At 66.4% G+C, this 23,985-nt stretch carries 18 protein-coding genes; 13 read left to right on the top strand and 5 right to left on the bottom strand.

From position 1 onward, the window contains the following. Positions 1-51 precede the first annotated feature (51 nt). The 9 genes from HMPREF3014_RS28185 to HMPREF3014_RS28145 all read left to right on the top strand — a co-directional run bounded on the left by HMPREF3014_RS28185 (position 52) and on the right by HMPREF3014_RS28145 (position 14,899). Positions 52-693 (top strand): hypothetical protein, encoded by a 642-nt coding sequence (locus HMPREF3014_RS28185; RefSeq protein ID WP_003100672.1) that lies wholly within the window; start codon positions 52-54, stop codon positions 691-693. Between the two features lie 35 nt (positions 694-728). Beyond that, positions 729-2,795 (top strand): flotillin family protein, encoded by a 2,067-nt coding sequence (locus HMPREF3014_RS28180; protein ID WP_003119319.1) that lies wholly within the window; start codon positions 729-731, stop codon positions 2,793-2,795. 149 nt (positions 2,796-2,944) lie between these two features. Further along, positions 2,945-8,185, top strand: a complete 5,241-nt coding sequence (locus HMPREF3014_RS28175) for a DNA repair ATPase (protein WP_003143198.1) — start codon at positions 2,945-2,947, stop codon at positions 8,183-8,185. An 18-nt stretch (positions 8,186-8,203) separates the two neighbouring features. After that, complete coding sequence (locus tag HMPREF3014_RS28170; RefSeq protein WP_003100680.1) at positions 8,204-8,896, top strand: phospholipase D-like domain-containing protein; 693 nt, start codon at positions 8,204-8,206, stop codon at positions 8,894-8,896. Positions 8,897-9,002: 106 nt separating this feature from the next. Continuing rightward, positions 9,003-9,542 carry a YaeQ family protein gene (locus HMPREF3014_RS28165; RefSeq protein ID WP_003092594.1) on the top strand — a complete coding sequence of 180 codons (540 nt, stop codon included), beginning with the start codon at positions 9,003-9,005 and terminating at the stop codon, positions 9,540-9,542. 43 nt (positions 9,543-9,585) lie between these two features. Next, entirely contained in the window at positions 9,586-11,301 is a 1,716-nt protein-coding gene (recJ, locus tag HMPREF3014_RS28160; RefSeq protein ID WP_003100681.1) for a single-stranded-DNA-specific exonuclease RecJ, read from the top strand. Between the two features lie 286 nt (positions 11,302-11,587). Beyond that, entirely contained in the window at positions 11,588-13,084 is a 1,497-nt protein-coding gene (gene lasB, locus HMPREF3014_RS28155; protein WP_003113835.1) for a M4 family elastase LasB, read from the top strand. A 169-nt stretch (positions 13,085-13,253) separates the two neighbouring features. Continuing rightward, on the top strand, positions 13,254-14,360 hold the full coding sequence (locus tag HMPREF3014_RS28150) for an NADH:flavin oxidoreductase/NADH oxidase (RefSeq protein WP_003100683.1): 1,107 nt from the start codon (positions 13,254-13,256) through the stop codon (positions 14,358-14,360). A gap of 188 nt (positions 14,361-14,548) precedes the next feature. Next, positions 14,549-14,899, top strand: a complete 351-nt coding sequence (locus HMPREF3014_RS28145) for a hypothetical protein (RefSeq protein ID WP_003100685.1) — start codon at positions 14,549-14,551, stop codon at positions 14,897-14,899. 12 nt (positions 14,900-14,911) lie between these two features. On the opposite strand, the gene nalC is transcribed toward HMPREF3014_RS28145, so the two are convergent. Then, positions 14,912-15,553, bottom strand: coding sequence for an efflux system transcriptional repressor NalC (gene nalC / locus HMPREF3014_RS28140; RefSeq protein WP_003109635.1), 642 nt, complete (start codon positions 15,551-15,553; stop codon positions 14,912-14,914). Between the two features lie 204 nt (positions 15,554-15,757). Here nalC and HMPREF3014_RS28135 point away from each other — a divergent pair, with 204 nt between their 5' ends. The 3 genes from HMPREF3014_RS28135 (at position 15,758) to HMPREF3014_RS28125 (ending at position 17,741) form a co-directional block, all read left to right on the top strand. Further along, entirely contained in the window at positions 15,758-16,183 is a 426-nt protein-coding gene (locus HMPREF3014_RS28135; protein ID WP_003100688.1) for a hypothetical protein, read from the top strand. 7 nt (positions 16,184-16,190) lie between these two features. Further along, positions 16,191-16,352: a MexR antirepressor ArmR gene (gene armR / locus HMPREF3014_RS28130; protein ID WP_003100689.1), complete on the top strand. Its 162-nt coding sequence runs from the start codon at positions 16,191-16,193 to the stop codon at positions 16,350-16,352. A gap of 147 nt (positions 16,353-16,499) precedes the next feature. After that, the gene (locus tag HMPREF3014_RS28125) at positions 16,500-17,741 is read left to right on the top strand and encodes an MFS transporter (RefSeq protein WP_023087091.1); all 1,242 of its coding nucleotides are present in this window, start codon (positions 16,500-16,502) and stop codon (positions 17,739-17,741) included. Between the two features lie 98 nt (positions 17,742-17,839). Here the strand turns inward: HMPREF3014_RS28125 and HMPREF3014_RS28120 are convergent, their stop codons facing one another. Continuing rightward, positions 17,840-18,181, bottom strand: coding sequence for an FKBP-type peptidyl-prolyl cis-trans isomerase (locus HMPREF3014_RS28120; RefSeq protein ID WP_003092567.1), 342 nt, complete (start codon positions 18,179-18,181; stop codon positions 17,840-17,842). A gap of 210 nt (positions 18,182-18,391) precedes the next feature. Between HMPREF3014_RS28120 and HMPREF3014_RS28115 the strand changes: the two genes are divergently transcribed. Then, positions 18,392-20,098: a WG repeat-containing protein gene (locus HMPREF3014_RS28115; RefSeq protein ID WP_023087092.1), complete on the top strand. Its 1,707-nt coding sequence runs from the start codon at positions 18,392-18,394 to the stop codon at positions 20,096-20,098. 78 nt (positions 20,099-20,176) lie between these two features. Here the strand turns inward: HMPREF3014_RS28115 and HMPREF3014_RS28110 are convergent, their stop codons facing one another. The 3 genes from HMPREF3014_RS28110 to HMPREF3014_RS28100 all read right to left on the bottom strand — a co-directional run bounded on the left by HMPREF3014_RS28110 (position 20,177) and on the right by HMPREF3014_RS28100 (position 23,928). Then, complete coding sequence (locus tag HMPREF3014_RS28110) at positions 20,177-20,980, bottom strand: PA3715 family protein (protein ID WP_003113840.1); 804 nt, start codon at positions 20,978-20,980, stop codon at positions 20,177-20,179. 120 nt (positions 20,981-21,100) lie between these two features. Next, positions 21,101-21,742 carry a two-component system response regulator TtsR gene (locus HMPREF3014_RS28105; protein ID WP_003092560.1) on the bottom strand — a complete coding sequence of 214 codons (642 nt, stop codon included), beginning with the start codon at positions 21,740-21,742 and terminating at the stop codon, positions 21,101-21,103. Positions 21,743-22,065: 323 nt separating this feature from the next. Next, entirely contained in the window at positions 22,066-23,928 is a 1,863-nt protein-coding gene (locus tag HMPREF3014_RS28100; protein WP_003113842.1) for a flavin monoamine oxidase family protein, read from the bottom strand. Positions 23,929-23,985: the final 57 nt, after the last annotated feature.

Raw genomic sequence — 23,985 nt, 5'->3', positions numbered from 1 at the left:
CCCGCGGCCCGGCGAAGGCGTCCGGGCCCGTTTTTCAGGGATAGAGCGACAATGGAAGGTTTCCTGCAGACGGCGCTGTCGTTCCCGACCGTGCTGTTCAGCTTTCTTCTGATCCTAGCGATCATCTACTGGGGCATCGTCGCCCTGGGCATGGTCGAGATCGATGTGCTCGATCTCGACGCCGAGTCGGTCGTCGATGGCGCCGGCCAGGCCGAAGGCCTCGCCGCGCTGCTGGCGAAGCTGAAACTCAACGGCGTACCGGTCACCCTGGTGCTGACCCTGCTGTCCTTCTTCGCCTGGTTCCTCTGCTACTTCGTCCAGCTGTGGCTGCTCAGCGCATTGCCGCTCGGCTGGCTGCGCTACCCGTTGGGCGCCGTGGTGGCGGTGGGCGCGCTGTTCCTGGCGGCGCCGCTGGCGGCCACGCTGTGCCGGCCGTTGCGGCCGCTGTTCCGCAAGCTGGAAAGCACCAGCAGCAAGTCGGTGCTGGGCCAGGTCGCGGTGGTGCGCAGCGGGCGGGTCACCCTGCAACATGGCGAGGCGTTGCTGGAAGACGGCGGCGCCGGGCTGATCCTGAAAGTTCGTGCGGAAGAAAACAAAGGCTTCAAGCGCGGCGATCGCGTCGTGCTGCTGGAGTACCTGGAGGCGGAGCACGCCTATCGGGTCGTTACCGAGGAAGAGTTCCGCGGTATCTGACCCGGGCTCGGTGAGAATCAAGGAGAACTGCTGCTATGGATATGACGTCGCTGATGCCCCTCCTGCTGGGAGTGGGCCTGGTCGTTCTGCTGGTCGTGGGCCTGCTGGCCCTGTTCAAGGCCTTCTACATCAAGGTCCCGCAAGGCACCGCGCTGATCGTCAACGACATGTCGTCGACGCCCAAGGTGCATTTCACCGGTGCGCTGGTCTATCCGGTGATCCACCTGAAGGAGTTCATGCGCATCTCGCTGATCACCCTGGAGGTCGACCGGCGCGGCAAGGACGGCCTGATCTGCCGCGACAACATGCGCGCGGACATCACCGTTGCCTTCTACCTGCGGGTCAACGAGACCCAGGACGACGTGCTCAAGGTGGCCAAGGCCATCGGCGTCGACCGTGCTTCCGACCGTTCGGCGGTGAACGAGCTGTTCAATGCCAAGTTCTCCGAGGCGCTGAAGACCGTCGGCAAGCAGTTCGACTTCGTCCAGCTGTTCGAGAATCGCCAGGACTTCCGTGACCGCATCATCGAGGTGATCGGCAACGACCTGAACGGCTACGTCCTGGAAGACGTCGCCATCGACTACCTGGAGCAGACCGCGAAGAACTCGCTGGACCCGAGCAACATCCTTGATGCCGAGGGCATCCGCAAGATCACCGAGCTGACCGCCACCCAGAACGTCATCACCAACGAACTGGAGCGCAACGAAGAGCTGGCGATCAAGAAGAAGAACGTCGAGACCCGCGAGGCGGCCCTGGCCCTGGAGCGCCAGCAGGCTGACGCCGAGGCCCGGCAGAAGCGCGAGATCGAGACCATCCGTGCCCGCGAGGAAGCGGAAACCGCGCGGGTCAAGGAAGAGGAGCGGCTGAAGGCCGAGCAGGCGCGGATCCAGGCGCAGCAGGAAATCGACGTGCGCACCGAGAACCACCAGCGCGAGGTCGAGGTGGCGCAGCAGAACCGCCAGCGCGCGGTGGTCATCGAGGTGGAGAAGGTCACCCGCGCCAAGGACCTGGAGATCGTCGCCCGCGAGCGTGAGGTGGAGCTGCAGAAGATCGAGAAGGAAAAGGCGCTGGAAGAGCAGCGCAAGAACATCGCCAATGTGATTCGCGAGCGCGTCGCGGTGGAAAAGACCGTGGCCCAGGAGGAGGAGCGGATCAAGGAGGTGCGCGAGGTTTCCGAGGCCGAGCGGGTCAAGCAGGTGATCCTGCTGCAGGCCCAGGCGGAAGCCGAGCAGGAGCTGGTACGCCAGGTCAAGCAGGCGGAAGCCGACGAGGCCCGCTCCAAGCACAAGGCGGTGGAAATCAACACCATGGCGCAGGCCGAGCTGGAAGCGGCGTCGAAGCAGGCCGAGGCGAAGAAGCGTCTGGCCGAGGGCATCGAGGCCGAGCGCGCAGCGCCGGGCCTGGCCGATGCGCGGGTGCTGGAAGTCACCGCCGCGGCGAAGGAAAAGGATGGCTTGGCAGCGGCGCGGGTACGTGCCGAACAACTGATCGCCGAAGCCAGGGGCGACGAGGAGCGCGGCCTGGCCGACGCCCGGGTGCTCGAGGCGCAGGCCGCGGCCAAGGAGAAGGACGGCCTGGCCGAAGCCAAGGTGCTGGCCGAGAAGCTCGGCGCCCAGGCGCGCGGCGAGGAGCAGCTCGGCGCGGCCAAGGCCAAGGCCACCAAGGACCAGGGCAGCGCGGAAGCGGAAGTACTGCTGCAGCGCCTGAATGCCGAGGCCGAGGGGCTTGGCAAGAAGTTCGGCGCCCTGGATGCCCTCAGCGACAGCGCTCGCCAGCACGAAGAGTTCCGCATGCAGCTGGAGAAGAGCTTCGAGGAGGCCATGGCGGCCATCGCCGCGAACAAGGACATCGCCAAGGAGCAGGCCGAGGTGCTCGCCACCGCGCTGGGCAAGGCGAACATCGAGATCGTCGGCGGCGAGGGCGACTTCTTCAACTCCTTCGCCAAGTCGCTGTCGGTGGGCAAGGCCATCGAAGGTGTGGTCGGCAAGAGCCCGGTGGTGCAGGACGTCCTCGCCCGCCTGCTCAACGGCCGTGGCGCAGCCGCTGCGGTGATGCCGGAACGCAAGAGCGGCCACGAGAACGAGCCGGCGGCGGAAGTCTGAGTCGACCCGCAGCCTCCTCCGCCAACTGCGGAGGCGTTCCGCCCGCGCCCTGAGCGGCGCAGCCCCTGGCGTGGCCTGTTGGCTGCGCCCGGGGCAGGCCGCTCGGGCCGGTTTCCATCGATGACCGCCGTAGACCCAGGAAGACCAGGATGTCGGACACTCAAGCCGCAACTCCCGCGCAGGACGTATTGGACAAGGCCGTTGCCGAGGGCGGCGCCTACGAGGTGCTGCACAAGCGCCTGCTGGAGCAGGGCCAGCGCCTGCGGCAGACCGCCGAAAGGCTCAACGCCAGTCGCCTGGAGGAGTTCGGCGACAGCCAGATGGATGTGATCGGCCGGGTCCGCATCCGTACCGAGAACAACTGCATCGCCCGCGATATCGTCCAGGTCGGCGATTGCCTGCTGTTCGGCTACAACGTGTTCATCGGCCTGCGCAAGGAAACCGGCGTGGCCGACGTGTTCTCCCTCTACCGCCTGGTGGAGGGCAGCGAAGGCTACGAGGCGGAGCCTGTGCCACTGGGGGACAGCTTTCTCGCCGCGCCGGGCTTCGTCAACGACTTCAACGAGCTTTACACCTACTACAAGAACACCCGCCTGCTGCAACTGGCGATCCGCGACGGCAAGCTGCTGGCCAGCTTCCAGATCGGCGAGCGGATCACCGACATCCGCGTGTTCCGCTGGTCGATCTCCAGCGACGGCAGCGAGGTCCGCTACATCGACAACCGCGGCGAGCGCGACATCGCCTTGCCGGCACCGTTCGACTTCGAATGGCAGCGGGCTACCCGCGAGATGGTGGTGGAGGGCCGCTTCCCGCACCTGAACATCCTCGACACCCTGTTCGTCGAGACCATTGGCGGCGACCTGACCATCAAGGTCGAGAACAACACCGAGGTCGGCCTGGGCATCTATCGCGAAGAGGTGATGGACAAGACCCAGTCGCTGGACGACGCGCAGGTTGAGTTCGCCCGCCTCGGCAGCCTGCTGCTGCTCAAGGTCCTGCCCTATCGCGAGGAGCAGTGGCGCTACCTGGTGTTCAACAGCCTGACCGGCAAGGTCGAGCGCATCGACGCCATCGGCCTGGCCTGCATCCAGTTGCCGGAGGACCACGGGATCATCTTCCCCGGCGGCTACTACCTGCAGAACGGCGAGTACCGCACCTTCGAGCAATCCATGGAAGGCATGCGCTTCAAGCGCTCGGTACGCTCGCCCAACGGCGAGGACGTGCAGTACGTTTTCTACCATCCCGAGCAGGGGCGGAACGTGCTGCTCACCTACAACCTGATCAACCGCCAGTTGCAGAATCCGCTGTTCGGCCACGGCTACGCGCGCCTGGAGGACGGGCGCATGGTGATCTTCGCCGCCGAAGGCGAGGAACCGACCCGCATCCATCCGATGCAGGTCTGGCAGACGCCGTTCTGCACCGAGGAGTACGCGGCCCGCCAACCGGCGCGTAGCGGTTTTCTCGGGCGGATCGGCAATGCCGAGCTGGTGCGCGGCGTCTCCGACCTCTACGACTTGTGCCGGGAGATCGAGACCCCGGCGGTTTCGATCCAGCGCTACTCGCTGCTGTGCCAGAACACCCAGCGCCTGTTCGACGTCTACCACTGGCTCGGCAGCGACCAACTGGACGGCTTGGCGCCGCTGTTGCGCGAAGTGGCGGCGACCGCCGAGCTGGTGCTCGACGAGTACGAGAAGGTCGAAAGTATCCGCCGCCAGTCGGCCCAGGCGATGGTCGACGCGGAGGAGCGGCACAAGGCGCTCCTCTCCGGCTTGCTGCCCGACGGCTGGGACCGGGTGCAGCAGTTCGTCGACGGGCTCAACGGCATCACCGCCCAGCGTGGGTTGCTGCTGACCATCCGCGAGTACCGCTACATCGACGTGGCGCGACTCGACGCCATGGAGGCCGAACTGCTCGCGGCCCACGAGCGGGTGGCCGCCGCCACCGCGACCTTCCTCGCCAGCGAACAGGCCCTGCAGCCCTTGCTGGAGCGCCTGCAGAGCCTCGATGGCGAGGCGCAGAAAGCCGAGACCGTGGCCCAGCTCGGCGAGCCGCTGGCGGCCCTGGAGGCGATGGCCGGCGACCTCGACATGCTGTCCTCGCTGATGGCTTCGCTGCGCATCGACGACGCGACCCAGCGGACCCGCATCATCGAGTCGATCTCGGAGATCTACGCCCGCCTGAACCAGGCCAAGGCGCGCGCCGAGCAGCGGCGCAAGGGACTCGGTTCGAGCGAGACCGTGGCCCAGTTCGGTGCCCAGTTCAAACTCTTCGGCCAGGGCATCACCAACGCCCTGGCCCAGGCCCAGGACCCCGAGCGCTGCGACGAGCAACTGTCGCGTCTGCTGGTGCAACTGGAGGAACTGGAAAGCCAGTTCGGCGACCATGAGCAGTTCCTCGGCGACATCCTGGCCAAGCGCGAGGAGCTGCTGGAAACCTTCGAAGCGCACAAGCAGACCCTGCTCGACGAGCGCCAGCGCAAGGCCCAGGGACTGCTCGACGCCGCCCGGCGAATCCTCGACAGCCTGCAACGACGCACCGCGCGCTTCACCCAGGCGGAGGAACTGAACGCGTTCTTCGCCGCCGACCCGCTGATCCTCAAGTTGCGCGAACTGGCCGAACGTCTTCGCGAATTGAAGGACAGCGTCAAGGCCGACGACGTCGAGGCGCGCCTGAAGGCCGCGCGCGACCAGGCGGTCCGCGCATTGCGCGACAAGAGCGAGCTGTTCGAGGAGGGCGGCGACGTCATCCGCCTGGGCCCGCGCCACCGCTTCAGCGTCAACACCCAGGAACTCGACCTGACCCTGATGCCGCGCGGCGACGCGCTGTACCTGCACCTGACCGGCACCGATTTCCTCGAACCGCTGCAGGACCCGCGGCTCGATGAGTTGCGCGAGTTCTGGCAGGTGAACCTGGAATCCGAATCGGAGACGCTGTACCGCGCCGAATATCTCGCCGGCGAAGTGCTCGCCGCCGCCGACGCGGGCCGCGATGGCTTCAGCCTGGAGCGCTTGCAGGCGCTGCTGGCGCAGCCGGACGAGCTGGCGCGGGCGATCCGCGATTTCGCCGCACCGCGCTACAAGGAGGGCTACGAGAAAGGCATTCACGACCACGATGCGGCGGCGATCCTGGTTCGCCTGCTGCCGTTGCGCGAGAGCGCCGGACTGCTACGCTACGCACCCTCGGCGCGGGCCTTCGCCAGCCTGTTCTGGAGCCGCCGGCGCGAGGAGCGGGAAGTCGCCGGCTGGCCCGAGCGGGCACGCAGCAGCCGCAGCATCCAGCAGATGTTCGGTCGTGACGACGGCCTGCTCGCCCTTCGCGGCGAAGTGGCCGCGGCGATGCGTGCGCTGCTCGCCGAACAGCCCATCGCGCTGGACCCGCAGCATATCGACGAGGCGGCCGAGTACCTGGTCTGGGAATTGTCCGCCGAGCGTCCCGAATTCACCTTCAGCAAATATGCCCGGCAATTGCAGGAAGGACTCAAGCTGCGCCTGCAAGGCGCGCGTCTATGGGACGACTACCGGCAGACCCTGGAGCGTCTCGGCGAGCGGCCCGCCGCCCAGTGGGAACTGGCCGGCAACTGGCTGCGCGGACTATGTGGCGACGCCGAGTTCCAGCCGCTGGCGGCCTACCTGGACGAGGCGGTGGCGCTCTCGTTGCTGGACGAGGAGATGCCACGACGGATCACCGAGGTCGACCTGCGCTTCCAGGTCGACGGCCTGATGGGCGAGCATCCGCGCATCTTCGAACGCGGCCTGGCGCTGGCGGTGGACGACTTCTTCGGCCGCCTGCGTCGCCATCGCCAGCAATTCCTGCCGGGGCTGCGGCGCTACCAGGCGCTGCGCCAGGAGATCGTCGAACGCGAGCGCGAGGCATTGCGCCTGGCCGAGTTCAAGCCGCGACCGCTGTCCTCGTTCGTTCGCAACAAGCTGATCAATGACGTCTACCTGGGTGTCATCGGCGACAACCTGGCCAAGCAGATGGGGACGGTGGGCGAGAACAAGCGCACCGACCTGATGGGCCTGCTGATGCTGATCTCCCCGCCAGGCTACGGCAAGACCACCCTGATGGAGTACGTGGCGCATCGCCTGGGGCTGATCTTCATGAAGATCAACGGTCCTGCCCTCGGCCACGAGGTGCGCTCGCTCGACCCCGGGCAGGCGCCGGACGCGACTTCGCGGCAGGAACTGGAGAAGCTCAACCTGGCGCTGGAGATGGGCAACAACGTGATGCTCTATGTCGACGACATCCAGCACACCCATCCGGAGTTCCTGCAGAAGTTCATCTCCCTCTGCGACGGCACGCGCCGGGTGGAAGGGGTGTGGAAGGGCCGGACCAAGACCTACGACATGCGTGGGCGGAAGTTCTGCGTGGTGATGGCGGGCAACCCCTACACCGAGTCCGGCGAGGTCTTCCGCATTCCCGACATGCTCGCCAACCGCGCCGACATCTACAACCTCGGCGACACCCTCAGCGGCATGCAGGAGGCGTTCTCCCTCAGCTACATCGAGAACGCCCTGACCTCCAACCCGGTTCTCGCGCCGCTGGCCACCCGCGACATGGCCGACGTCTATCGCTTCGTCGCCAAGGCCGAGGGCAAGCCGTTCTCCAGCAACGAGCTGGCCCACGGCTACAGCGGTGCCGAGATCAACGAGATCAGCAGCACCCTGCAACGCCTCATGCAGGTGCGCGACGTGGTGCTCAAGGTCAACCAGCAGTACATCGCCAGCGCCGCCCAGGCCGACCAGTACCGCAGCGAGCCGCCGTTCAAGCTGCAGGGCAGCTACCGCAACATGAACAAGATGGCGGAGAAGATCTCCGCGGTGATGAACGATGCCGAGCTGCTGCAACTGATCGCCGACCACTACCAGGGCGAGTCGCAACTGCTGACCACCGGAGCCGAGGAGAACCTGCTGAAGCTCGCCGAACTGCGCGGCAACCAGAGCCCCGAGCAGGCCGAGCGCTGGGCGCAGATCAAGCGTGACTTCCTGCGCAACAAGTCCATGGGCGGCAGCGACGCCGACGTCGGCGGACGGCTGGTTGCGCAGCTCAACGACCTTGTGGAAAGCGTCCGTGGCCTGGCTCGCGAACCCCAGCCGGTACAACCGGCGCCCTGGGACGAGTTGTTGGCTGGATTGCGCCAGCTCGGCCAGGGTGCGCCGGCGCTGAACGTCGAGGTGACGGCGCCTGCGCAGCCGGGCGTGCAGCAGGTGCTGGAGAGCCTTGCCGCCTGCCTGCAGGACAGTTTCCTGCCGCTGATCAAGGTGATGGACCGCAAGATCGACGTCGACCTGCGCACGCACAACCGCATCAACGAGATATCCAGCCGCCTCGACGAACTGGGCCGGTTGCTGGGCGGCGAGCAGAGGCCGCTGGAGAACGATCAACCCTGAGGACACGAGGAGCGGGAAATGGACTTCGACGGATTGGACCGCCAGCTGCGCGACAGCCTGGCCGATCTGAAGCTGAGCAACGAGGAGCGGGACGAACTGCGCCAACTGGGCAGCGAGCTGGCACCCGACCAGGTGCGTTTCCTGCGCAACCGTGCCTTCGACCTGGTGCGTGAGCTGGTCCTCCTGGAGGAGCAGGGCGAACGGATAGCCGCCCTGAAGTGGCTGGAGCAGGTGGTGCGCACCCTGGAGGTTACCGCGGCGCCGCCGCGCAGCCGCGCCAGCGCCTATTTCAGTCCCGGCGAGGAGTGTCGGCGGAAGATCCGCGAACTGTGCCGGCAGGCCAGGCAGAGCCTGGACATCTGCGTGTTCACCATCTCCGACGACCAGCTCAGTGCGGAAATCCTGGCCTGCCATCGGCGCGGCGTTCCGGTGCGGATCATCAGCGACGATGACAAGCAGTTCGACGAAGGCAGCGACATCCATGCGCTGCGCGAGGCCGGCGTACCGCTGCGAATCGACGACAGTCCCTTCCACATGCACCACAAGTTCGCCCTGGTGGATGGCGCCTGGCTGCTCAACGGCAGTTTCAACTGGACCCGCAGCGCCAGCGTCAACAACGAAGAGAACCTGCTGGTAACCGACGACGCCGTGCTGATCGGCGCCTATCGGCGCGAGTTCGAGGAACTCTGGGGCCGCTACGCCCCGCGCTGAGCGGCAGCGACGCGAGAAAGGCAGGGCAGGCGGTCGGCCGGCGGACCGCACGCGGGCGGGTTTCAGGTTAGACTTGCGCCCTTTCGCTTCCCACGCCGGTATTCCCATGGCCCTGCAATCCACGCCCTATAAAGCCGATATTTCCCTCACCGACCTGGACCGCGGGGTCTACGAGACGTTGCGCCTGACCGTGGCCCGGCACCCCTCCGAGACCGAGGAGCGCCTGGCCGTGCGCTTGCTGGCCTACGTGCTGTGGTACGGCGAGCAGATCGCCTTCGGGCGTGGCCTGTCGGACGTGGACGAACCGGCGCTCTGGGAAAAGAGCCTGGACGGCCGGGTCCTGCACTGGATCGAAGTCGGCCAGCCGGACGCCGAGCGCATCACTTGGTGCTCGCGTCGCTGCGAGCGCTTCAGCCTGCTCGCCTATGGCAACCTGCGGGTCTGGCAGACCAAGGTGCTGGACAGCGTGCGCAGCCTGAAGAACATCAACGTCGCGGCAGTGCCCCAGGAACCCCTGGAGAGCCTGTCCCGCGACCTGCCGCGTTCGATCAACTGGACCGTGATGATCAGCGAGGGCACCCTGTTCGTCACCGACGAGAACGGCCAGCACGAGTTGCAGCTGGAGTGGCTGCAGGGCGAGCGTTGATCGCCGCCGCCGTTTCCTTCCGTCGAGCCGAACGAGTGACCTGATGCGTATCGAACCCCGCCCTCTGCCCGAAACCCTGCCCGATCTCGGCGACCTTCCGCCATTGCTGGCGCGCCTGTACGCGGCTCGTGGCGTGCGTTGCGCCGAGGAGCTGGACAAGGGCCTGGCGCGGCTGATTCCCTACCAGCGGCTGAAAGGCATCGAAGAGGGCGTGGCGCTGCTGGTGGACGCCCTGGAGGGCGGCCAGCGGATTCTCATCGTCGGCGACTTCGACGCCGACGGCGCCACCGCCAGCAGCGTCGGCGTGCTGGCCCTGCGCATGCTCGGCGCGGCCTGGGTCGATTACCTGGTGCCGAACCGCTTCGAGTACGGCTACGGCCTGACCCCGGAGATCGTCGGCGTGGCCCTGGAGAAGCGTCCCGACCTGCTGGTGACGGTGGACAACGGCATCTCCAGCGTGGACGGCGTCCAGGCGGCGAAAGCCGCGGGGCTCAAGGTGCTGGTCACCGACCACCACCTGCCTGGCCCGGAACTGCCGGCGGCGGATGCGATCATCAACCCCAACCAGCCGGGCTGCGAATTCCCCAGCAAGGCCATGGCCGGGGTCGGGGTGATCTTCTATGTGATGCTGGCGTTGCGGGCGCGCCTGCGCGAGCTGGACTGGTTCGCCCGGCGCGGGCTGAAGGAACCGAACCTCGCCGAGCTGCTCGACCTGGTGGCGCTGGGCAGCGTCGCCGATGTGGTGCCGCTCGATGCCAACAACCGCATCCTGGTCCACCAGGGCCTCGCGCGCATCCGCGCCGGCCGCGCCCGGCCGGGCTTGCGCGCGCTGCTGGAGGTGGCCGGGCGGCCTCCGGTACGGATCACCTCCACCGACCTGGGTTTCATCCTCGGTCCGCGCCTGAACGCGGCGGGTCGGCTCGACGACATGTCCCTCGGCATCGAATGCCTGCTCTGCGACGACGAAGCGCTGGCCCGCGACATGGCGGTGCAGCTCGACCAGTTGAACCAGGACCGCAAGGCCATCGAGCAGGGTATGCAGCGCGAGGCGCTGGCGCAGCTCAAGGAGCTGAGCCTGGAGCAACTGCCGTTCGGCTTGTGCCTGTTCGACGCCGACTGGCACCAGGGCGTGATCGGAATCCTCGCCTCGCGCCTGAAGGAGCGTTACCACCGGCCGACCATCGCCTTCGCCGATGCCGGCGACGGCAGCCTGAAAGGCTCGGCACGGTCGATTCCCGGCTTCCACATCCGCGACGCGCTGGACGCGGTAGCCGCCCGTCATCCCGGGCTGATCAGCAAGTTCGGCGGCCACGCGATGGCTGCCGGACTATCGTTGCCGCAGGAAAACTTCGGCGCTTTCTCCGCCGCCTTCGATGCCGAAGTACGCCGCCAACTGGCCGAGGAGGACCTGGCCGGGCGCCTGCTCTCCGATGGCCAGTTGAGCATCCAGGAGTTCCACCTGGAGCTGGCGCGCGCGTTGCGCCAGGCCGGTCCCTGGGGCCAGCACTTTCCCGAGCCGATGTTCCACGGGGTGTTCCAGCTGGTGCAGCAGCGGATCGTCGGCGAGCGTCACCTGAAGCTGGTGCTGAAAAGCGAATGCGGCTCGCTGCAACTGGATGGCATTGCCTTCAACATCGACCGCGAGCAGTGGCCCAACCCCACCGTGCGCTGGGCCGAACTGGCCTACAAACTCGACGTCAACGAATTCCGCGGCCAGGAAAGCGTGCAGTTGATGATCGTCCACATGGCTCCTCGCTGAACGCGCCACGGGGCCACGGGCAACCTAGCTGCCCCCTGCTTTTCTGTTAGCTATTCCAGCGAAAACATACAGATTTCCGGCGAAATCAAGGCTACCTGCCAGTTCTGGCAGGTTTGGCCGCGGGTTCTTTTTGGTACACGAAAGCACCGTCGAAAACGGGACCGAGCCAGGGGAGTGCAGTTCCTTCTACCCGAAGGACTGATACGGCTGTTCCGATCAGCCCACAAGGCGGCGGTAAGCGTCGGCCGAGTACTTCGGCCTGAAAAAACCAGGAGAACTGAACAAGATGAAGAAGGTTTCTACGCTTGACCTGTTGTTCGTTGCGATCATGGGTGTTTCGCCGGCCGCTTTTGCCGCCGACCTGATCGACGTGTCCAAACTCCCCAGCAAGGCTGCCCAGGGCGCGCCCGGCCCGGTCACCTTGCAAGCCGCGGTCGGCGCTGGCGGTGCCGACGAACTGAAAGCGATCCGCAGCACGACCCTGCCCAACGGCAAGCAGGTCACCCGCTACGAGCAATTCCACAACGGCGTACGGGTGGTCGGCGAAGCCATCACCGAAGTCAAGGGTCCCGGCAAGAGCGTGGCGGCGCAGCGCAGCGGCCATTTCGTCGCCAACATCGCCGCCGACCTGCCGGGCAGCACCACCGCGGCGGTATCCGCCGAGCAGGTGCTGGCCCAGGCCAAGAGCCTGAAGGCCCAGGGCCGCAAGACCGAGAATGACAAAGTGGAACTGGTGATCCGCCTGGGCGAGAACAACATCGCCCAACTGGTCTACAACGTCTCCTACCTGATTCCCGGCGAGGGACTGTCGCGGCCGCATTTCGTCATCGACGCCAAGACCGGCGAAGTGCTCGATCAGTGGGAAGGCCTGGCCCACGCCGAGGCGGGCGGCCCCGGCGGCAACCAGAAGATCGGCAAGTACACCTACGGTAGCGACTACGGTCCGCTGATCGTCAACGACCGCTGCGAGATGGACGACGGCAACGTCATCACCGTCGACATGAACAGCAGCACCGACGACAGCAAGACCACGCCGTTCCGCTTCGCCTGCCCGACCAACACCTACAAGCAGGTCAACGGCGCCTATTCGCCGCTGAACGACGCGCATTTCTTCGGCGGCGTGGTGTTCAAACTGTACCGGGACTGGTTCGGCACCAGCCCGCTGACCCACAAGCTGTACATGAAGGTGCACTACGGGCGCAGCGTGGAGAACGCCTACTGGGACGGCACGGCGATGCTCTTCGGCGACGGCGCCACCATGTTCTATCCGCTGGTGTCGCTGGACGTGGCGGCCCACGAGGTCAGCCACGGCTTTACCGAGCAGAACTCCGGGCTGATCTACCGCGGGCAATCAGGCGGAATGAACGAAGCGTTCTCCGACATGGCCGGCGAGGCAGCCGAGTTCTACATGCGCGGCAAGAACGACTTCCTGATCGGCTACGACATCAAGAAGGGCAGCGGTGCGCTGCGCTACATGGACCAGCCCAGCCGCGACGGGCGATCCATCGACAACGCGTCGCAGTACTACAACGGCATCGACGTGCACCACTCCAGCGGCGTGTACAACCGTGCGTTCTACCTGTTGGCCAATTCGCCGGGCTGGGATACCCGCAAGGCCTTCGAGGTGTTCGTCGACGCCAACCGCTATTACTGGACCGCCACCAGCAACTACAACAGCGGCGCCTGCGGGGTGATTCGCTCGGCGCAGAACCGCAACTACTCGGCGGCTGACGTCACCCGGGCGTTCAGCACCGTCGGCGTGACCTGCCCGAGCGCGTTGTAAGCTCGGTGGTCCCGGCCGGCACTCCAGGAAGGAATGCCGGTCGGGGTCGCTCAAGCCGTCTTCCGCCAGGAGGGCGGCTGCTTTATGTCGCTTGGGCCGTTGGCCTCCGCGAACCCGGTCTAAAGTTCAGGTGTGAGCACTTATTCCAAGACCGACCGGGAGTCCTGCCATGAGTCTGCTGTTCGAGCCTCTTAGCCTGCGTCAAATCACCTTGCCCAACCGCATCGCCGTATCGCCCATGTGCCAGTACTCGGCGCAGGAGGGCCTGGCCAACGACTGGCATCTCGTGCACCTGGGCAGCCGCGCGGTGGGCGGCGCCGGCCTGGTGATAGTCGAAGCCACCGCGGTGTTGCCCGAGGGGCGCATCACCGCTGACGACCTCGGCATCTGGAGCGACGCGCATGTCGAGCCGTTGCATCGCATCACCCGTTTCATCGAGTCCCAGGGCGCGGTCGCCGGGGTCCAGCTGGCCCACGCCGGGCGCAAGGCGAGTACCTGGCGGCCGTGGCTGGGCAAGCACGGCAGCGTGCCGATCGGCGACGGCGGCTGGATACCGGTGGCGCCGTCGGCGATCCCGTTCGATCCCCAGCACACGACCCCCGAGGCCCTGAGCGAGGCGCAGATCGAGGCGCTGGTGCAGGCCTTCGTACGCGCCGCCGAGCGCTCCCTGGCTGCCGGCTTCAAGGTCGCGGAGGTGCATGCGGCCCACGGCTACCTGTTGCATCAGTTCCTCTCGCCGCTGTCGAACCAGCGTCGCGACCAGTACGGCGGCTGCTTCGAGAACCGCATCCGCCTGCTTCTGCAGGTCACCGCCGCGGTGCGCAAGGCCTGGCCGCAAGAGTTGCCGCTATTCGTGCGGCTGTCCGCCACCGACTGGGTGGAGGATGGCTGGAACCCCGACGAGACCGTGGAACTGGCCCGGCGCCTGAAGGACCTGGGCGTGGACCTGATCGACGTGTCTTCCGGCGGTACCGCGGCGAATGCGGAAATCCCGGTAGGACCGGGCTACCAGACCGAGTTCGCCGAACGGGTGAAGAAGGAGGCCGGCATCGCCAGCGGCACGGTGGGCATGATCACCGAGCCTGTGCAGGCCGAGCATATCCTGCGCACCGGTCAGGCCGACCTGATCCTGCTTGCCCGTGAACTGTTGCGCGATCCGTACTGGCCGTTGCACGCCGCCGACGAATTGCGCAACGAGCAGATGCCCTGGCCGCCGCAGTACCTGCGAGCCGCTCATCGCAGCACGCCGCCGCGCAAATCCCTGGAAATGCAGTGAGCCGTCGGGGCCGTCGGCGCGGCGAGGCGCTGGCGGCCCACCTGATGGAAACCTTTGCCGACCTTGGCGGTCTGCCTGGCATCAGGAAATCAACCTGAGCGTTTCGTGGGAGATATTGCGTAATGGCAATATGATGTTATTCTCCCGCGACGTTCGCTCCGGACCGCACTTCGAGAAAGGATGCTCGCATGCACGCCAACGCCGGTTCTCCCCACGCCTCCCTGCCTGACAGCGATGTCGCCCTGCTGGCCAATATCCTGGTCCTGGCGACACGCAACATGAACAACATGACCACCATGCTGGCGCACCTTTCGGTGGAGCTCAGCCAGAGCGAAGAGCCACGCCTGCAACGGGTCGGTCATCGGGTCCTGAACGAACTCTCGGAGCTGGGGGCCGCCCTGGAGACCCAGTGGGACCTGATCGGCGCGCTGGCGCGTTTCTCACCCCTGCTCGAACGTACCCTGCCGCGCCAGGAACCCCTGGTCACCGAGATCCACCTCACCGAACTGCCGGGCCAGGCGCTGCCGCCCTCCGCCTGATCGGCGCGTCGCTCAGCCCTGCGCGGGGCGCTGCGACAGGTGTTCCAGGTAGCAGGCGATGATGTCCACCGACAGCTTGAGGCGGGTTTCCAGCAGCGCCATGGTCGGCTGGAAGTCGGCCACGCTGAGGGCCTTGAGGAACAGGTCGGCCTTGAGCATCTCGAGAAACTGGCAGGCCACCGCGTAGAGCGTTTCCTCGTCCATGTGAGGAGCGACCGCGGCCAGTCGCTCGCTGAGCAGCAGATAGCTCTGCTGCGGCCCCTGCTCGTAGAAGGACTTGCCGATCGCCGGAAACCGCGGGGATTCCGCCACCACCAGGCGATAGAGGCTCTGGCAGCGGGGATCGAGCAGGCTGGTGAGAAAGCGCCGGCCGAAATGCTCGAGGGTGGCGCTCAGCGTGGCGGCGGGGCGCGGCTGATCGGCGCTGTCGTCGAAGATTTCCTCGATCATGTGGGCGATCACCGCGGCGAACAGGCCCTCCTTGCCGCCGAAGGAGCTGTACAGGGTCCCCCGTGAACCACCGGCCCGTTCTATCACCATGTCCAGGGTGGTGCCTTCGAAACCGTGTTCGAGAAAGGCCTGGGTAGCGGCGTCGAGCATGGCGCGGCGGCGTTGCCTGCCGCGTTCGGTCAGACGGGGAGAAGCATCGTTCATGAGCGGTATCGGGCCTCGCGGGGTGGCGGTCGGAAGGTGCGCATGGTGGGCCGTCGGGACGGTCCGTTCAAGCCTCCAGGCGGTTTGCTGAGAGCGTTTCTCGTTAGGGTTGACGCTGGTCATTTAAGAACTGTATCGTACAGTACTGTTTTGGCAAGCACTTCCGCTCATTCCTCCGCCTTGCCTCCCCGCAGGAGTCCCCCCATGAATGCCCCCGCTAAGAGCCTGTTGGATATCGATGCCTTTCCCTTGGTCCAGGTCCGCGAGATGCCCCGCGAGCTGGCCGATGTCGAGCGCTGGTTGGAGGAGGTCGAGGCGCTGCTGGCCGTCGAGCGCGATTTCGCCCTGGTCTATCCGCCGCTCCCGCAGGAAACAGCTGAAGGCGACCAGCAGGCGCGCAAGCGCCTGGTGTTGTGGCTCAAGGAAAATCGCCAGCGCTTCGTCGAGCATTGCCGGGGCATCCTGCTCAGTGCCAACGGCCAGCCGGACAACCTCGCCGACCTGCAGCAACTGGCGCCGGTGCTGCAGGCTGTCTACGGCCCGCCGGTGAGCGTGGCGCCGGACCTGGCGTCCGCCCGCGGCATGGCGAAGGCACTGCTGAGCGGGCCGGCGACGGGGATGAACTGGTGACGCCGCCATGTCCCTGAACACTCCGCGCAACAAACCGTCCCGCACCGAGACCGAAGCTGTCGCTGCCAGCTCGGGACGATCCGCCGTCGGTCGGCGGGATTACACCGAGCAACTGCGCCGGGCAGCCCGGCGCAATGCCTGGGACCTCTACGGCGAGCACTTCTACTGAGCGGGCGTGCCGGATTGCCATTGGTGCGGGCGATGGAACACATCGTTTGATTCCTGGGCTCTTTACCTCAAGTTAACTTGAGCTATCAGAATCCGCGCAGAGCGTCTGGCGATCTTGCCGGGCGCCACTCCATGCCCGGAGGCAACGATGGATAGCCCGTCCACTCCCGCTCGTCCGCACCCCCAGGCCAGCCCGCGATGGCTGGCAGTTGCCAATGTGATCTTCGCCGGCATCGCCGCTGCCCTGCATGTCGGCAAGGCGACCATCGCCCTGCCGTCGCTGCAACGGAGCTTCGGCGGCGACTTCGCCGCGCTGAGCTGGATCATGTCCGCCTTTCCGTTCGTCGGCGTATTCGGCGGCATCGCCGCCGGCCTCCTGGTGCGTTGCTGGGGAGACCGCCGGCTGCTGACCGGTGGGCTGGCGATTCTCGGCGGGGCGAGCCTCCTCGGTGCGTCGATGCAGGACTTCGCCTGGTTGCTTGCCACTCGCTTCGTCGAGGGGCTCGGTTTCCTCATCGTGGTAGTGGCGGCGCCCGCCGTGTTGCACAGGATCACCAGCGAGACGCGGCGCAGCGTGGTGTTCGGTCTGTGGAGCACCTTCATGGCAGGCGGAATCGCCCTCTCGATGCTGTTCGGGCCGCTGCTCGCGGACTGGCGTGCCGACTGGCAACTGAGCGCACTGCTGGTACTGGTCGCGGCGCTGCTGCTGCCGCTCAGCGTCCCTGCCGACGATGGGTGCAGGGCGGCAGGCGTGAGGCCGGCCGGTCTTGGCACGTTGCTCAAGGTTCCGGCGATCACCCTGCTGGCGCTCGGCTTCACCACCTACAACCTGCAGTTCTTCGCCCTGATGACGTTCCTCCCCGTGTTCCTCATGCAGCGCCTGGGCGTCGCCCTGGAGACTGCGGGACTCATCGGCGCGGCCATCGTCGCGGCGAACGCCCTGGGCAATGTCGCGGCGGGCTTCATCCTTTCCCGCGGCATACGTCCCGGCGCCTTGCTGGCGAGCACCGCGATCCTGATGGGACTCACCGGTGCGGCGTTCTTCCATGCCGCGACGCCGGGGCTCCTGGCGATTGCGCTGGGGTTCGTCTTCTCGGCGGTCGCCGGCATGCTCCCCACCACCGTGCTGGCGACCGCGCCGCTGGCCTCGCCCGCGCCTTCGCTGACGCCACTGGCCATCGGTTGGGTAATGCAGGGCAACTACCTGGGGCAGGTGATCGGCCCCTTGCTGATCGGCCTGATCGTCAGCCGTTTCGACTGGTCGGGCGCGATCGGCCTGATGCTGGTCGCGGGCGCGGCGGGGGCCGTCCTGGGGTTCTGCCTGCTGCGTGCGCTGGACGGCCTGCCTCGCGCCATTGCCACGGGTTCCGCGGCTCGCCCCGCGGATTAGAAGAGAAACCGGCTTCGTGCAGGGCGGGTAGCCGAGCGACTATTCGTCCTGCGCATTGGTTCGGCACGGGCGGCCAGAGGCCGCCGCCGTCCCTCGGCTCAGTCGTCGCGGGTGAGCACTTCCAGCAGTTCGATCTCGAACAGCAGGTTGGAGTGGGGCTTGATGTGCGCGCCGACCTGCCGTTCGCCGTAGGCCAGGTGGGAAGGGACGAACAGCCGTCGCTTGCCACCGACCTTCATGCCCATCAGGCCCTGGTCCCAACCCTTGATCACTCGTCCGGTGCCGATCACGCACTGGAATGGCCGGCCGCGCTCGTAGGAGGAGTCGAACAGCGTGCCGTCTTCCAGGGTGCCCTTGTACTGGGTGGTGATCAGCGCACCCTTCACTACCTCCTTGCCGTCGCCCAGGAGGAGGTCTTCGATCTGCAGTCGGTCGTTCATGGGGCGGTACCTGCGCGGTTTGCGGAAAGCCGCGATTCTGCCAGCAAGCGCGCCGCCTGTCGCCGAGCCGCCGGATCAGGGCATTGCCAGGCGGTCCGCGGCACGGGCATCATGCCCGCGCCTTTCCGTCGGGAAGGCTACCGCGTTCCGCGATGTCGCGCGCATCGCGGCTGGACACATATCTCAGGGATCATACGAGAACATATCCGCATGCAAAGACTGTCGCGTATCGGCCGCAACACCCTCGCCGTCTCCGTTTCAACCTTGCTCCTCAGCGCCTGCAACCAGGGCGACGATGCGCCGAAGCCTGCGGCGGTCGCGCCGCAACCGGCCGCACCGAGCATGGCTGCACTGAGCATCCCGCTATGCCTCAACGGCCAGTGCGCGGTGATCGACCAGGACGCCAAGCTGCTCGTGTCGTTCGACAACGACTACGACAATATCGTCGCCAGCGCCTACCAGGGCACCCTGATGGCGGCGCGCGAGGAGCGCTGGAACCTGATCCAGGCGAAGGACGGCAAGGTGTTGCGCGACGATATCGGCGAAGCCCTGTCGCTGCTCACCCCCAACCTCTATGGCTTCGTCCGCGATGGCAAGTACGGCGTGGTCGACGGCCAGGGCAAGGAAGTCCAGGCGCCGCGTTTCGACGACATCTACCCCAACAGTGCCAACGAATTCATCATCTACGAGATCGATGGCAAGCGCGGCATCCTCGATGCCAAGGGCAAGCAGCTCACCGAGGCGCTCTACGATACCACCCTGGTCAACGGCAGCGTCGCCGAACACGGCGGCTTGATCAGCGCCGAGCGTGGCGAGGAGAAGTGGATCATCAACCTCGCTACCGGCGAACAGAAGGCCGTGGCCTACGAGAGCCTGGGCGACCTCCACGACGGCGTGATGAGCGCCAGCGTCATCGGCAAGGGCTCCCAACTGGTGGATGCCAAGGGCGACGTGGTCGGTGACGGCAAGAGCTACGATTACCTGGGCACCCCGGCCAACGGCCTGGTCGCGTTCCGCGAGAAGTACGACAGCCCCTGTGGCTACCTCGACTACCAGGGCAAGGTGGCGATCGCCGCCCAGTTCGCCGGTTGCGGCGCCTTCGGCAAGCAGGGTGGGCTGGCCCAGCAGCGCATGGAAGATGGCTCGTCGGGCAAGTACGGCCTGATCGATCGCAGCGGCGCCTGGAAGGTGCAGCCGCAGTACGATTCGGCCGACAGCGCCGGCCTCACCGCGCTTGGCTACACCGTCGACGTGCCCGGCCTGGCTGCCGTCGGCGTGAGCACCGGCCTGTTCAGCGCCGACTTCGGCATCTTCAACCTCGACGAAGGCAGCGAGTGGGTGAAGCCGGGTTATGCGCAGATCGGCGCGCTGGGCAACGACCTGTTCGTCGTGGCGAAGAAGGGCGGGCCGCAGAAGACCGTCAGCTTCATGGGTTCGGAAAGCCAGGTGCCGGTGGTGGGCCTGATGGACCGCAGCGGCAAGATGCTGCTGGAGCCGGACGAACTGATCAGCATCCAGTCTGCGTATGACGGTCGTTTCCTGGAAGGTCTCGACGGTATGGACAACGCTGCCCACACCGTGTTGCTCGATCGCCAGGGACGCACGCTGGTTCCAGCGCTCTGGCAGAAGCTGGAGGTGAATCCGCAGCAGGGTTACATCCTGGGCTACGAAGTCAGCGGCACTGGCGACGAGGCGACGGAAACCTTGCGCGCACTGTACGACCTGAACGGCAAGCCGCGCTTCACCGTGGCCACCACCGATTGCGGCGCCGAACAGTTGCTCGACGGCAATGGCAAGGCGATCTGGCCGCAGGACCCGACCCCGTATTGCCAGTCGGACGACGAGCAGGACGACGAAGGCGAGCCGGAGCAGGAGCCGGCGCCCGTCGAAGAGAGCGAGGAAACCAGCGAGAGCTGAGTTCCCCGGGCGCGTCCGTCCCTTGCGGCGGGCGCGCGGTTCCGCTGTTTCGCCGTGGCTGCTGGCCACGGTCTCCCCTCACTGGCGGTGCCAGAAGTCCGAATACTCCTCGAACGGGTAGCGCTCGCCGTCATAGCGCAGCGTGCGCTTCACCGTGCGCAAGGGTTTGCCGTTCTCCGTTTCGCCGTCGCTGACCCGCGAGGTGATGACCAGGTCGGCAAAGCCGTTGGAGCGTCCGCGGCCGAGTTCCAGGGTCAGGTGCGAGACTTCCTGTTCGAACCCGGGCTCGGCGGAGCAGACCGAGCCTTTCAGCGTCCTCCACTGGTCCAGGTAGGTATTGAGCACCGGCCGCAGCTTGCCTTCGCCGGCCGGCACCACCAGGGTCAGCAGGTTGTCGAAGCCGGCTTCCGGACAACTGGCGCCACGCGCCACGCTATGGAATACCACGCCGAAGGCGCGCACCGTCGGGCTCAGGCGATAGCGCGCGGTGTCCAGCCAGAGGCTGTCGCTGCCGACGGCGACGGAGGCGTCTTCTTCGAAGTCGCTGTCGTAGCGTTCGAGCAGCCTGCCGCTGCGGCTGTCGGCCTTGGCCAATAGCAGATGCGGGTGGCGTTCGCCTTCCACGGCGGTGTCGCCCGGATCCAGGTAGGCCATGGCGATCACCGTCTGCGCGGGGTCGTCCGGCCAGGGCTTGCAGGCCACGGCGAGGAACGGACCGGAAGATTCGTACGAAGGGGCTATCCAGCCATCGTGGCCGACCTGCCTGGCTACGGCGTCAAGCAGTCGCGACGCGCAGGGCTGCGGTTCGCGGGCTTCGGCCTGGCTGGCGAGTCCCAGCAGCAGGAGGCAGAGTCGGGCGGAGAGGCGGCGGTTACGGTCCATGTGAAAAGAGTCCTTTGGCGGAGGCGGGCACGGAAGACGCCCGGCGCTGCGGGACATTCTAGCGGCTGCGCGGACCTTGCGAAGCGGGCTGGCGGGGCGGACATATCGCGGCCGCGCTGCTCAGGCCAGGCCGTTTTCCCGGATGTAGATAAAGAGTCCGGCATTGCTGTCCAGGCCAAGCTTGCGCATGGCGCTGCTCTTTTGCGCGCTGATGGTCTGCTTGCTGCGGCACAGTCGGATGGCGATTTCCCCGACCGCCAGGCCGCTGCCGTACAGGCGCAGCACTTCCACTTCGCGCGGGGTGAGTTGTTCGAGGCTGGCCAGCGGCTTGCCGTGCTCGGCTTCGCCCACTTCCAGCAGGTGTGCGATGGAGCGCGAGATGAATGGTCGACGGCCGGCGTGGCGGATCGCCTTGGGCAGATCGTCGAGCATGCCGCGTTTGCTCACCAGGCCGTGAATGCCCAGCTTGAGCAGGGATGAAACGAGTGCCGGGTTGCCGAGCATGGTGACGACGATGATCGGCAGGTCCGGATAGCGCCGCCGGACCTTCTGCACCAGGCGCAAGCCGTCGGCCTGCTGGCTGCCGGGCATCATCAGGTCGGTGATCAGCAGGTCGCAGGGGTGCGCTTCGAGCTGCGCCAGCAAGCCATCGGCGTCCTGGGCCTGGGCGACGATCCGCAGGTCGTCGTACGCACTCAGCAGATAGCGCATGCCGATCAGGGTGAGGGCGTGGTCGTCGACGAGGATGACGCGTGTTTTCATGAAATCGAACCCGATCGAGGTGGAGGTTTCCGCAGCGGCTACCGGCAACGCCGGCATGCGGATAATCCGCCAGGAGGCAGCTCCGGACGGGCTCGAATTCTAGCGATGGTGTCTGTCGGTTTAATCAGGACTTTTCTGAATGCTAGTAGGAAATTTCCTATGTGTTTTCCCTAGGTTATTTCGAGGGGAGGCCGAGAAACATAGGGTCTTTGAACGGCTTTCGTGGAGTAGGGGTTGAAATCGCTGTCAGTACATTTCTGTCAGTCTTGCTGGACATCGGAAGGGCGCGACGGCAGCGCGGGTTCCGCTGCCGTCGCCGTCCTTCAACCCAGTTCGCGGACTGCCCGCACCGCCTGGTCGATGGCGGCATGGGCGTAGGCATCCCAGGCCGCATCCGAGTTGGCGATGGCGACATTGCCGACCTTGCTTCGCGCCAGTTCCATCAGCGCTTCGCTTTCCGCCTCGTCGTCGTAGAGGGTATTCATGAAGTAGGAGTAGCCGTGCGACCAGCGGTTCACGGTGATGCCGGTGATGTCGCGGCGGTGGTCGAAGCCCGCCGGGCCGAGCATGGCCTGGAGCTGGTCGCGGATGTCCTTTTCCAGTTGCTCGAAGCTCATCGCGTAGAGCTTGCTGCGGCCTACGCGAGCCTGGGTGCGGGCGTCCATGCCGGCGTTCGGGGTGGTCGGCACGTAGACCATGTGCACGCCGATCGGCTGCCGCGGGTCGCGTGGATGCCGGTAGCTGCCGAGGTCGACCGGGAAGTCCAGCTTGATCCGCGAGTAGGGCAGGGTCGGCGCGTAGATCTCGTGGATGCCGAGGGTCTTCCAGGCCTGCCAGTTGCGCAGCAATACCTTGGTGTACACCAGCGGGAACTTGACGTTCTGGCTCAGCGCGTGGGCCTGCTCCTCGGAGAGGTCGCGCAGCAGGTACGGCACCATCATGTTGTAGCAGGCCATCACGCAGTGCTTGCCGCGTACCCGGTGCAGGCGGCCGGCGCGGCTGTAGCCGACATCGACGCCGCCGGCGCGGTTGCGCACGCTGACGGCGGTGCTGTTCAGGCGCAGGCGCACCGGGTGCCCGGCGAGGTCCAGCTTCGAGTAGTCGAAGCGGGCCATGACGATGTCCTCCATGCCTCGGCCCGGCGCCACCGCGGGGATCAGGTCGCGCACCATGAGCCGAGCCAGCGAGGCGTTGCCGTCGGGGAAATGGTAGATGTACGGCTCGTCCATTTCCGCCTGGGCCTCCTCGCTGGGTTGCGGCAGGCCGAGGGCGTCGAAGCCGGGGAAGCCGGCGGCGTATGCGTCGGCCGCCGGCAGGGCGTCGGCGCCGAGGGCAGAGAAGTCGTTGCTGCGGCCCTGGAAGTACTTCACCGAGGTTTCCGAGAGCCCGACGTTCTTGAGCAGGTAGTCGCGGTAGCTGGTCTTCGCCAGGTAGGTTTCCTTTTCTTCCACGCTCTTGCCGGCAAGATAGTCGCGAGGTGATTCGTACAGCGCGATGAGCGCCTCCCGGTCTTCGCGGCTCAGCGGGAAATCGCCGATGAAGGCGCGCCAGGAGCGGGCATTGAGACGATCGCGGGGGACCTCGTCGGCAACCATCGGCGTTGGGTCGCCGCTGACCAGCTTGTCCACGCCGAAGCTGGCCTTGTCGAAGAACACCGCGCGGGACAGGCCCAGGCCGGGGTAGAAGTCGGTGTCGAAGGCTGTCTCGAAGCGCTTGAGCTCGACGCCCAGGCGTTTCAGCAGGTGTTTGGCGTCTTCGCTGTAGAGGGCGTTCGGCGATTGCAGCGACTCGCTGCCGCCGTAGCCGAGGATGGTGCGCCCGCCGGCCTGGAATTCGTTGCGCTTGGCATGGCCGCCGAAGTCGTCGTGGTTCTCGATGACGAGGATGCGCGCCGCGGGGTGCCGTTCGCGATAGAACCAGGCGGCGGCGAGGCCGCTGATGCCGCCGCCGACCACCACCAGGTCGTATTCCTCTTCGATCGGCAGGTGGTCGACATCGAAGGTCTTCTTCTCCCAGCCCATCTGGTGTGCGACTTCGAAGGCGCCCGGATGGCTACCGCGCAGGCCGGTGAGCGCGGGCGGATAGTAGCGGCCGCCGGGGGCGGCGCGGAGGATCTCGGCGGGGGTCAGGCCTGCGGCGATGGTCAGGGCTACGCCGTTCAGGAAGTCGCGGCGGGAGATGGTCATGGGAAGTCCTTTGCGAGGCAGTGGGTGGCTCGGGGGAGCCATGTTCACAGTTTGCTG

It is taken from the genome of Pseudomonas sp. HMSC065H01 (genome assembly GCF_001815235.1).
GTDB classification, from domain to species: Bacteria; Pseudomonadota; Gammaproteobacteria; order Pseudomonadales; family Pseudomonadaceae; genus Pseudomonas; species Pseudomonas aeruginosa.
The sequence above is the reverse complement of the archived record's forward strand: the minus strand, read 5'-3'. Positions and strand labels throughout refer to the sequence as shown.

What these genes read in the sequence shown, in the direction of transcription:
- HMPREF3014_RS28185 (WP_003100672.1), top strand. Translation starts at nt 52, where the DNA reads ATGGAAGGTTTCCTGCAGACGGCGCTGTCGTTCCCGACCGTGCTGTTC.
- HMPREF3014_RS28180 (WP_003119319.1), top strand. Translation starts at nt 729, where the DNA reads ATGGATATGACGTCGCTGATGCCCCTCCTGCTGGGAGTGGGCCTGGTC.
- HMPREF3014_RS28175 (WP_003143198.1), top strand. Translation starts at nt 2,945, where the DNA reads ATGTCGGACACTCAAGCCGCAACTCCCGCGCAGGACGTATTGGACAAG.
- HMPREF3014_RS28170 (WP_003100680.1), top strand. Translation starts at nt 8,204, where the DNA reads ATGGACTTCGACGGATTGGACCGCCAGCTGCGCGACAGCCTGGCCGAT.
- HMPREF3014_RS28165 (WP_003092594.1), top strand. Translation starts at nt 9,003, where the DNA reads ATGGCCCTGCAATCCACGCCCTATAAAGCCGATATTTCCCTCACCGAC.
- recJ (WP_003100681.1), top strand. Translation starts at nt 9,586, where the DNA reads ATGCGTATCGAACCCCGCCCTCTGCCCGAAACCCTGCCCGATCTCGGC.
- lasB (WP_003113835.1), top strand. Translation starts at nt 11,588, where the DNA reads ATGAAGAAGGTTTCTACGCTTGACCTGTTGTTCGTTGCGATCATGGGT.
- HMPREF3014_RS28150 (WP_003100683.1), top strand. Translation starts at nt 13,254, where the DNA reads ATGAGTCTGCTGTTCGAGCCTCTTAGCCTGCGTCAAATCACCTTGCCC.
- HMPREF3014_RS28145 (WP_003100685.1), top strand. Translation starts at nt 14,549, where the DNA reads ATGCACGCCAACGCCGGTTCTCCCCACGCCTCCCTGCCTGACAGCGAT.
- nalC (WP_003109635.1), bottom strand. Translation starts at nt 15,553, where the DNA reads ATGAACGATGCTTCTCCCCGTCTGACCGAACGCGGCAGGCAACGCCGC.
- HMPREF3014_RS28135 (WP_003100688.1), top strand. Translation starts at nt 15,758, where the DNA reads ATGAATGCCCCCGCTAAGAGCCTGTTGGATATCGATGCCTTTCCCTTG.
- armR (WP_003100689.1), top strand. Translation starts at nt 16,191, where the DNA reads ATGTCCCTGAACACTCCGCGCAACAAACCGTCCCGCACCGAGACCGAA.
- HMPREF3014_RS28125 (WP_023087091.1), top strand. Translation starts at nt 16,500, where the DNA reads ATGGATAGCCCGTCCACTCCCGCTCGTCCGCACCCCCAGGCCAGCCCG.
- HMPREF3014_RS28120 (WP_003092567.1), bottom strand. Translation starts at nt 18,181, where the DNA reads ATGAACGACCGACTGCAGATCGAAGACCTCCTCCTGGGCGACGGCAAG.
- HMPREF3014_RS28115 (WP_023087092.1), top strand. Translation starts at nt 18,392, where the DNA reads ATGCAAAGACTGTCGCGTATCGGCCGCAACACCCTCGCCGTCTCCGTT.
- HMPREF3014_RS28110 (WP_003113840.1), bottom strand. Translation starts at nt 20,980, where the DNA reads ATGGACCGTAACCGCCGCCTCTCCGCCCGACTCTGCCTCCTGCTGCTG.
- HMPREF3014_RS28105 (WP_003092560.1), bottom strand. Translation starts at nt 21,742, where the DNA reads ATGAAAACACGCGTCATCCTCGTCGACGACCACGCCCTCACCCTGATC.
- HMPREF3014_RS28100 (WP_003113842.1), bottom strand. Translation starts at nt 23,928, where the DNA reads ATGACCATCTCCCGCCGCGACTTCCTGAACGGCGTAGCCCTGACCATC.